The 9,737-nt window shown below is 34.8% G+C and carries 9 protein-coding genes and 2 pseudogenes; 1 reads left to right on the forward strand and 10 read right to left on the reverse strand.

Going from position 1 to position 9,737, the window contains the following annotated elements; genetic code table 11:
- Nucleotides 1–487: pseudogene (locus tag J6V67_RS01555) on the forward strand (glycosyltransferase family 8 protein); the annotation flags it as partial.
- Nucleotides 488–586: 99 nt separating this feature from the next.
- Here J6V67_RS01555 and lpoB read toward each other — a convergent pair.
- The 10 genes and pseudogenes from lpoB to J6V67_RS01610 all read right to left on the reverse strand — a co-directional run.
- Nucleotides 587–1,201, reverse strand: a complete 615-nt coding sequence (gene lpoB / locus J6V67_RS01560; protein ID WP_291857618.1) for a penicillin-binding protein activator LpoB — start codon at nt 1,199–1,201, stop codon at nt 587–589.
- 1 nt (nt 1,202) lies between these two features.
- Complete coding sequence (locus J6V67_RS01565; RefSeq protein ID WP_291857620.1) at nt 1,203–1,589, reverse strand: YcfL family protein; 387 nt, start codon at nt 1,587–1,589, stop codon at nt 1,203–1,205.
- Nucleotides 1,590–1,591: 2 nt separating this feature from the next.
- Nucleotides 1,592–2,947 (reverse strand): hypothetical protein, encoded by a 1,356-nt coding sequence (locus J6V67_RS01570; RefSeq protein ID WP_291857622.1) that lies wholly within the window; start codon nt 2,945–2,947, stop codon nt 1,592–1,594.
- Between the two features lie 29 nt (nt 2,948–2,976).
- The gene (locus tag J6V67_RS01575; protein WP_291857624.1) at nt 2,977–3,573 is read right to left on the reverse strand and encodes a metal-dependent hydrolase; all 597 of its coding nucleotides are present in this window, start codon (nt 3,571–3,573) and stop codon (nt 2,977–2,979) included.
- Nucleotides 3,551–4,803, reverse strand: a pseudogene (locus J6V67_RS07815) (ArsB/NhaD family transporter). Before J6V67_RS07815 ends, J6V67_RS01575 begins: the two are co-directional and overlap by 23 nt.
- A 28-nt stretch (nt 4,804–4,831) precedes the next feature.
- Nucleotides 4,832–5,899, reverse strand: coding sequence for an NAD(P)-dependent alcohol dehydrogenase (locus tag J6V67_RS01590; RefSeq protein WP_291857631.1), 1,068 nt, complete (start codon nt 5,897–5,899; stop codon nt 4,832–4,834).
- A 343-nt stretch (nt 5,900–6,242) separates the two neighbouring features.
- Entirely contained in the window at nt 6,243–6,914 is a 672-nt protein-coding gene (locus tag J6V67_RS01595) for a hypothetical protein (protein ID WP_291857633.1), read from the reverse strand.
- Between the two features lie 83 nt (nt 6,915–6,997).
- Entirely contained in the window at nt 6,998–8,221 is a 1,224-nt protein-coding gene (locus tag J6V67_RS01600) for a glycosyltransferase (RefSeq protein WP_291857636.1), read from the reverse strand.
- Nucleotides 8,205–9,332, reverse strand: coding sequence for a capsule biosynthesis protein (locus J6V67_RS01605; RefSeq protein ID WP_291857638.1), 1,128 nt, complete (start codon nt 9,330–9,332; stop codon nt 8,205–8,207). The genes J6V67_RS01600 and J6V67_RS01605 overlap by 17 nt, the downstream gene beginning before the upstream one ends.
- Before the next feature lie 11 nt (nt 9,333–9,343).
- Nucleotides 9,344–9,737: ABC transporter ATP-binding protein (locus J6V67_RS01610; protein ID WP_367205703.1), on the reverse strand; the 394-nt coding region annotated here is incomplete at its 5' end.

Here is a 9,737-nt window from a genome sequence, read left to right on the forward strand (position 1 = left end):
TGAAAACCCACACCGCCTAAACTGCACTAGGGCTGAGTTTATGCAAAGCTATAAAGAGCCAAAAATCATTCACTATGGTGAAAAACCATGGAGATTTTTACAAAGCTATACAGATAGCCAAAATAAAAATATAAATGATATCTGGTGGGACTTTGCCCTAAATACTCCATATTTTAAAGATGAGCTTTTAGCGATGAAAAAAGATATAAAAGAGTATAAGCTATTTGCTGCTTTAGGTGCTGAGATTTTGCGAGTGAGTGAGGGAATTTTTGGCTATTTTGCTATTAAAAATCTAATACATAATCCACAAAATGATTCAAATTTAAATAGCGATAATATCTCTAGTGAACTTTTTGGCCTATGTTGTATTTTAGGTGAGATGATAATATATGCTAGAAAACATAAAAAAGGCGCCCTAAGTGTCTTACTAAAAGTCTATAAGATGAAAAACACATTTAAAAAATATAACACAAAGCTATTTATTTAATTTTTAGAGCTGGCTAGATGCTTTAGCATATTTTTTGCTTTTATAGCCAGCTCATTAAAACAAAGCGCTAGTAATAATTAATAAACTTAATATATAAATTTACCATGTCACTGTCTTATCTGAACCAGCTTTGTTTATTGTCTTTTCATCCTCCCAATAAACAAACCCTGAATTTAGATCTGTAAGACCAAGTAAAAATAGATATTCAACCTTTACATTGCCATTACTTAGCTTAATATTATCTTGACGGATTTTGCCAAAAAGTGAAAAATCTGGCGCTATTAGTGTCCCCTTTTTAGCAATTGTATTTTGATTAAACTCATCATTTTCTCTAAGTTCTCGCACATCTTCACTCATAGAATCTAGCGCTCCGCCTGAAGCAACAGCTGAAGTTAGTACAAATTTACCCGATTTTCTCATTGCTTGAGTAATTTTACGAGTAAGCTTTTGCGTATCTAGTCTAAGCGCTGTATCATTTACTATTCGCCCCATTGCTACGACTTTGCGAAGCTTTTGATTTTCAAATACTGGGTCACTTAATAAACTATTTATCATAGCCTCAGCTGCTATTTCAAAATCTTCATTGCTTAATCCCAATGTAGCTGTTGGGCCTTGATTTATTATGCCGCTATTATCAGTATAAAATGGCTGATTGGTGCAACCATTAAAGAATAAGGCTCCAGCTACTACGCTAATTAATGCAATTTTTTTCATCCTATAATCCTTTTGTTGTTAGATAAATTTTAAAGCTTTTAGCCCTTTTATCTTGGGCTAATTTACTAATTGATATTTGACGATGTGGCAACAGTCGCACAACCTTATAACTCTCATCAATTGCATTTTTAAGCTCAAAACCCTGCTCATCAAGCCATACTACTTTATAAGCCACATCTAATTCTTCATCACTTTTTAGTATAATCTCAAATTCAAGCAAATCATTAATATTAAATCTATGCTTAATACTTTGAACTATATCTGTATCAATAGATTCAAGACTAACTAAATTTGAATCATATCCTAAATTTTCTAGCACAATCTCCTTTTTACTAGCACATCCGATAAAAAACACCACGCAAAATATAAATATCGCTATTTTTCTCATTTTCACCTCTGTATTATAATTGTAGTTATTGGCCCATCTTTAGCTGCTGAGCGTAACCATATTAGGGCATCTTTACTCTTATCTAGCTCGCCTTTGACTAGTATTTTACCACTATTATCCTTTATCTCAAATTTGCCATTATTATCTACCATTGCGATATTTGCACTCTTTGGCAAGGTTTGCCACGCTCTAGTATCTGCTTTATTTGTAGCTGATATTAATAAAGCAGCTAGCAAGGAAGCATTACCACCAACTTTATCAGCCATTACTGCAGTGGCTGTAGATTTGAGCGCCATTGATAGTATGGATTTTGTAATAATAAAAGGAAGTTCTATTTTAAATTCAGTTGCAAAAATATTATCAAAATCGCTTACTTCAGTAGTATTTATCCCATTTATATTGATATTTTTATAGCTATAATCACGCTTTTTTAGCCTTGGCAAGGATAGATTTAGAGTTGCTACGCCGCCATTTAACAGATATGGAATATTTAAAGAAAACTCATCTTTTATAGTTCCTAGTCCATCTTCATAAGCTAAGAATATATAACGCTTTTTATCATTTTTGATTTGATTTGCTCGATTTTGCAAAATTTGATTAATCCTAGCAAATTGCTTATTTTTAGGATTGGCGATGTAGATTTTAGCAAAAGTATCAGCTGAGTTTTTATAATCCTTATCCAAATAATAAAATACCGCTGCAATATAAGTCGCATATGGATTGGTAAAAACTTCGCTAGTTTTAAATTCATTTAAAAGATGAGAATATTCATCATATACTATCTTGCTATTTTGTAAATTTTGTTTGTAATATGGATCATTTTTACGATTTTTCTCTAGCTCCTCTTTGGCTGCTGCAATCTGAGCAGCAAAGTAGTCTTTAGCTCTATCTTGGCGGATTAAAGCACGATTAAACTCAACTCTAGCATTTGCAAAATCCCCTAAACTCATAAAATTTAGCCCTTTATAAACATTTACCATAATCCGCTCATATAGATTACCATCATAATCTGCAAAACTTTCATTTAATAATATCCCAGCCGTTAGCCTAAGCGCCTTAGTAGCTATGTTTTCTAAATCCACATCATATTTATAGCTCTCCTCAGCCAGATCTAAAAGCTCATTACTAAGCGTAAAATCTTGACAAATTCTAGCAATTGAGGCTGAATTTATAGCTGTATAAATTGTATCATATGATTTTGCAATCTCAAGCTGAGATTTTAAATAATCACCACAATCAGCTTGAATAAATTTATTAGAATACTGGGTAGGTTTTATCGCAATAGAAAATGGCGTAGCACAACCGCTAAAAATAATCACCAAAATTATGCTAAAAATGGTAAATTTGCCTACGCTCATTAAGTGCCTTTTATAGCCAAATTTATATATTACAAACTTAGCCCTAATGAATTTAAATCAATCCGATTTAATAATCCAAAAATCTTTGAAATATCAATATCAAAGCCCAAAATCTTTGCTCCTAAAAGTCCATCAACTGCTAAAATAGCTGGTAAAACTAGAGCCATCTCAACTGTTGAGCCAGTCTTTACTGCTATTTTCTTAGGCAAAATTCGAGCCACAAAACGCTTTTTAAATGGATAAAAATATCCTTGTATCCCACTAGGTGTTAGCATATCCCCGACATGATGCATAATCATTCCAAATCCGCGCGCCCCCCATGCAATCTGCCCAAAAATCGCCCACGCTACAAAAAGAAGAATTGGAATAAATAAAAAGTGCGTTGGTCCACGATGCTTAAAAAATGTCGCAGTAATCTGCGAAATTAGTGGAAATTTGCGTGAAATAAAGCTTCTAGGCTCATCAATATCAGGCAAAACAGAACCAAATAAAATCAACCCTACCACATAAGCAGTTTGTGTTTTATCCAAATTTGCCACACCGTTTAAATCTACTGCTCCCACAAAGCCCATCGCTCCAAGGGCTCCAATTGCTAAATGCGTTCTAAATGTCAAAACTCTCTCCAATCCACAAGCCCAAAACTGCTGCAAATAGCACGCCAAGGCTAAAAATAAAAGCAAATTTAAAATAATCTAAAAGGGATATTCTCACCCCTCGAAATTTAAGGCTTGCAAGCCATAAAAGCGTAGCTAGCGAACCAATTGGCGTAAGCTTTGAGCCAATATTGCACCCTAGTAAATGAGCATAAATCAGCCCCGTATCGGCGCCAAAGTCCCTAAGCGCAAGATCTCCTAGCATCACCATTGGCAAGTTATTAATTAATGCTGAGCCAATACTTGAACCAAGTGCAACGCTAAGAAGAGAACTAAATCTATCAAGCCCAGCAAGTATCTGGATATTTTGACGTAAAAACTCCAAAATCCCAGCCATTCCAACGCCATAAACCATAACAAAAAGCCCCACGCTAAAGACTACTACGCCAAAAGGTGCACGCTTAAAAAGCACAAATTTACCACTATCTTGCATCATTATAGTAATTAGTGCAACCAGCAAGATAAATAGACTAATTGGCAACTCCATCTCTTCAAAAATCATACTACCAACAGGCAATAAAATCAGCAAGAATAGACACGCCAAAAATCTCCCAGACCCAATCCTTCTAGCTGGCAGCTTAAACTCTAACACAGCAGGAAGTCGCCTAGCTAGCGCCCACCAAAATAACCCACACGCAGCAATAAAAGCAAAAATTTGGGCTAAAACCATCGCCTCAAATACTCTTTAAATGAGAGATTAAAAAGATTTGCAGTTATGATATTGGTTAAATTTGAGATAATCAAAGCATTTGAGCCAAAATCACTTAAAAAACCAAAAAATAATAAAAATGCCACTAAGGGTGTGGTTATACTTAGCTCATCTTTAGTATTAGAAAATAGTGCAAAAACTAAAGGGGTTAGCACTAAAATCGCCCCATCATTTGCTAAAAATGTAGCTACAAATAGCCCAAGTCCCATCATAAGAGCAAAAAATTTAAGCGTTCCAATACTATAAATTCCACCACTACCCCTAGCAAATTGCCCAATAATTCTCCCAGCCAAAGCGTCAAAAAATCCCATCTGCTCAAACGCCATAGCAATTATAATTAGCCCCACTAGCACCAAAGTAGAATCCCATACCATTGCTAATACGCCAAAGGCAGATGATATGCTCACCACGCCAAATATCATAGCCGCTATCGCACCTGCAACCGCACTAGCCCACACTGGAAGCCCAAACGGTCTAGTATAAATTAGCGCCATTGAAATAGCAAAAATCGCAAACGCCACTCTATTTACTTGCTTTCATATCAATCACATATCTAAACTGCCCCGAGCCGTTTGTTAGCTTTTCATACGCCTCATCAATCTGATTTGGAGTAATGAGTATAGTTTCTGGATAAATCTCATTTTCAAGCGAAAAATCCAACATCTCTTGGGTCTCTTTAATTCCTCCAATTAATGAACCATAAATTTTCTTACCAGCCTTATGTACTAGATCAATTATACTCACACTTGGTGCTTCTTTATAAGGTGGCAGCCCTACAATGGCTAACTCTCCGCCAAATTTAAGCAGATCAACATATGCCATAACATCATATGATGTTGGAATTGTCGAGATAATCAGATCAAATCTTTCATTAACGATATTTTTATCTGTATTTGTATAAAAACTAGTAGCACCGAGAGCTAAAGCATCGGCCTTTTTATTCTCATTTCTAGCAAATACGCTAACTTGTGCGCCCATTTTGACTGCGTATTTTAGCGCCATCATTCCAAGTCCTCCAAAACCAGCTACACCAACCTTATCGCCGGCTTTAATTTTAGAAAACTTAAGCGGTGAATATGTGGTAATTCCTGCACAAAGCAGCGGAGCTACTTTGTCTAATGGGGCGTTTGCTCGAACTTTAATAGCAAAATTTTGACTTACTACAATGTTGCTTGAGTATCCACCAAACGTTATCTTGCCACCATGGAAAAAATCAGGGCAATTATAGGTATAAACTGTTTTTCCTTGCTGACAAAACTGCTCTTGACTAGCCTTGCACGCCTCGCACTCACCACAACTATTTACCATGCAGCCAACTCCGGCATAATCACCAATTTTAAATTTAGTTACATTTTTACCTACAGCAATGACTTGACCTGCAATCTCATGACCTGGAATACATGGATAGCTCGTACCACCCCATTCATCTTTGGCCGTGTGAATATCGCTATGGCAAATTCCTGAATATAGAATTTCAATTAATATATCATTATCTCCTACACTATGACGGGTAAATTCAATTGGAGTGAATTTAGAATCCTTAGATAGCATCGCATAGCCAGTGGCTGGAATTGTGAAAATATTGTTCATTTTATAACCTTTTTTGAATTTTATACAATTTAATTTTATTTAAATTTAGGTAATTTTATCTAAGTTTAGTAAAAATTAGGATGATTTAAATCAAATTTATACTTTAAATCGTTATTGCAAATTTTTAATAAATTTGAGAAATTTATTAAATTTAGATTAGATATTGTAGTTTTATGACTTGGGTATTTTATAATTTTTATAGCGAAATTTAGATTTGGCAAGATATTAACATATTATGGAGGTGTAATTGGGTTGGGGTATTATAGTTTTATAAATCTCTAAAAACTAATATCAGCCTAAAAATTGGCCCATTTACGAGCCAATTTAATAGTGCAAATTTACTCTAGAACTTATATTGTACCCCCAGATATGCGCCAGTATCAAGCTGCTTTATCTTTAATGGTTCGCTTTTAATAGTATATCGCTGACCACCATGGTTAAAGCTTATATTAATATTGCGATCCTTATAAATAGTATGCATAATTTTACCACCAAATTCAATGCTCCAGCTACCAATCTCATAGCTTAGCCCAAGCTTTGCGCCATAGCTAAAGCCATCTAACACGCTTGGAATAGCTGGCGAGACATCGCCAATTATGCTATTTCTTACATCAAGCCGTCCAAGCGAGTAACCAGCAAACGCTCCAGCCACAGCCCTAGTATCTCTAGCAATCAGCGGCGCATACTCATATCCTAATAAAAATCTATGGCTTGCAAATTCATACTTTTCAGTTGCTGTGCCAATTGGCGTACCATCAAATTCGATTGTATAATCGTGGCTTCTTTTTGTTTTATTAGCATATTCATAAGCTATATAGGTTCTGTGCTCTGGAGTAAATGCGTATCCAAATTTAGGAGAAATTATAGTGTTATTTTTAGAAATTATACTAACACCCTCTTCTTTTACCTTAGCGTGATTTAATCCGCCTTCAAGTCCAATAAAATACTCACCAGCATTTGCAACACCAAAGCCAAGCGACAAAACAAATACAGATTTTAAAATTTTAATATTCATATTTCTTCCTTTTATAATATTAATTAATTAATAAAATAATTCTAGCATAATTAGCATTGAAAAATGATTTACTTTGATTAAATTTAGTTTTTTGACCTCTTTTGTTCTGCCTTGATCTTTTTAATCTCCTCATAAAGCTTAAAAAATCCGCCTATATACCAGTTTTTACTAGCATTTATAAGTGCTAATCCTAAGCGATATGGTGCGCTTTGCTTCTCTTTTAATGCCTCTTTATAATCCTCGTAATACTCCATTGGCGGAACTTTTAGCCATGGCTTAGTCTTGATAATCTTTAGATATTCTCTTTGTCTGGCTCTATGCTTCCACGCAATACCAAGCAAAATAAAAGGCAATTTAAATTTACCCAGTAATGTAGTGTGATTCTCTATCATTGCATAGCCAAGCTTATAGGCTAAATGATATCTAATACGCTCAATGCCGTAATTTGCCCTGCATATAAATCCGCCCTTATACTCGCTGCCGCCACATTCTAGCCAACGTTGATAATATTTACTCCAAATTCTACCCCAAAATTGATAGACTAACTCATTATTCCAAAATCTTCCATCTTTGCCCCAAGCATGAATAATAGGATAGCCAATACTCTTGCGCCAATATGTGCTACCAGTATATTCATACCCTAGCTCTTTGGTTTTAAATTTAGCGCCTAAAATTAACAAGCTTAAAACACCTTGGTCGTTTATGCCATGATGCGCACTTAGACGATAAATTTGCTCATAACACTCCTGTGGGTTTGGCAAATTATCATAATAAACAACAATCCCACTCCTATAAACCCTAGCATTTTTAAACTCACCTTCATAGCCTTTTAGCGTTGGATTTAGCAAGCTTTTGCCTCGGTGCGCTGCAAAACAATACCCCTTAAGCTCAAAAAGTTCACCAATCCCTCTAAGTAGCATAATATCAAAATCAAGATATATAATACGCTCACACTCATCAAGCAACAAAAGCGGCTCAAACATCCCATAAGCCATATGTGTCCAGCGTGAAAAAAATGGAGAATTTAAGATATTTTTACACTCACCATAAGCTTTTATTTTGCTTATAAAATCCTCTTTAGTAAAGCTAATAAATTTAACCTCAACCCCACTAGCAACTCTATTTAACGCTTCTATCTCGCTGGTGCTAAATCCATCATGAACGATATAAAAAATATCTACTTCTGCGCTCATTACATCAGTAATATTAGCAATCATCGCCCCAAGAGTAAAGGCAGAATTCCTAGTAGCTGCTAGGAGAATTCCATTTTTATATGGCTTTTTATGCACACTAATATCTATGCTCATCGATAATAGCACGAACTAATCTAACAATACCAAACACCAAAGATAAAATCACAAAAATCGTAATAATATTATAAATTTTATCTGGATAGGCTGCGCTTTGTGGCTTATATGGGCTTTGGATTACTACTAACTGCTTGGCTTTTCTACCAATTTCTATTCTAGTGGTTTCAACTGCTGTAATGGCAGTCTTATAAACATCTTCAGCAAAACTTAAATTTAGATATAGTGCCTCAAACTGCGCTACGATATCATTTAAACGATCTTTAGAAGCATTAGATGCGACTTTGCGTCTTTCTTTTTCTAGTTGTTCTTTGTGTGCTTTTAATTCAGCTTTTAACGCTATAATCTCGGGAGCATTTTCATTTAAATAGCTTCTCATAGCATTTAGCTCGGTCTCTTTTTTAGAAATTTGCAACTCAATATCAGTGATAAATCCAGCTTTTGTCTGCACTAGACTCTGCGGATCAAAGATTCCATACTGATTTTGAAATGCTAAAAGCTCATTTTTGGCCTCTTTATACTTTTGTTTAGCATTTTCTAACTCACCTTGGGCAAAACTTAATTGCTCTCTAGCAATATTTCGTGAAATTTCATTAATAAATCTCTCGCTCTCTTCTAAAATAGCTACTGAAATACTTTGAGCATCTTCAGGGCTAAAGCCTTCTACTGCAACATTTAAAAGCCCTGTAGTATCATCAAAAAGAGTATGAATTCGGTTTCTATAATAGCTTAAATAACTCTCTTTGCTATCAAATGAATAAAGGCGAAAAAATAGATCTAGCTTTTGCTTTTCATAAAGCCCTCTTAAATTTATCTTTTCATCAAGTTTTTGGAGCATATCAAGAGATTTTATATACTCTTGCAAATGTCTAACATCCTCAGTTGAGCTTGATGGAATCCCTATTAAACTCTCAATACCGCTAAGGGCAACTGGTGAGTTGCCATCTGTAGATTTAACTGAGAGAGATACTTCGCTTACATATCTATCAGCTGCAATAAATGTATAATAAAATATTACCGCAACCATTATATATATTACAGTTTTAAAACTATCAAGCCTATTTAGGCGCTCTTTGTGTTTTTTTATATCCTTAATAGATCTTAAAATCATAGCTCTTTTATTCAATTGCATATCCTTTTATACATCTCAATTCCTTCATCTACATCATCATAAACTGTGGTCATTCCGCTATTTACTAAGATTACCTTATCGCACCACTGCTTTATCTCAGCCATATTGTGCGATACCATTATAACTTTAGAATTGCTCAGTTTTTCTTTATATATAGCATCACTTTTTTTCTTAAATTTAGCATCACCCACGGCTCCAGCCTCATCTATTAAATAATAGTCAAAATCAAATGCCATACTAAGCCCAAATCCTATGCGTGAGCGCATACCAGATGAATAAGTATTCATTGGCTCATCAAAATATTTACCAATTTCAGCGAATTCTTCGATATATCGCACCTTCTCTTCTAATGCTTCACCTTTATATCCATAAACCCTAGCAACA

The organism is Campylobacter sp., from assembly GCF_017646085.1.
Classification (GTDB): Bacteria; Campylobacterota; Campylobacteria; order Campylobacterales; family Campylobacteraceae; genus Campylobacter.